The 229-nt window shown below is 57.6% G+C and carries 1 protein-coding gene; it reads right to left on the bottom strand.

The window, feature by feature from the left end; genetic code table 11:
* The coding region (locus tag ACVA58_RS28810) for a hypothetical protein (RefSeq protein ID WP_446513641.1) at positions 1–229 on the bottom strand (229 nt) is incomplete at both ends.

The raw sequence follows: 229 nt of genomic DNA on the forward strand, positions 1-229 counted from the left end.
TGCGGATACCAGTCACTTTCTGTCTTAAGGTTCTGGGTGCTTTCTCCAGGATCGGATGGGGCACCATCATGGGCGCCATCGCGCTCTTTTGGGTGCTGGTACTCCAGAACATGTACTACGCAACCATGCTCGCCCGTCGTGAGTATTCGGCGGCGAGCACAATTCAGGTCGTGGGTGTAGCAGCTAGAGCCTGCGCTACGGCCTACGTCCTGGCGGCCATTTCCAACAC

Source organism: Photobacterium sp. DNB22_13_2 (assembly GCF_052873915.1).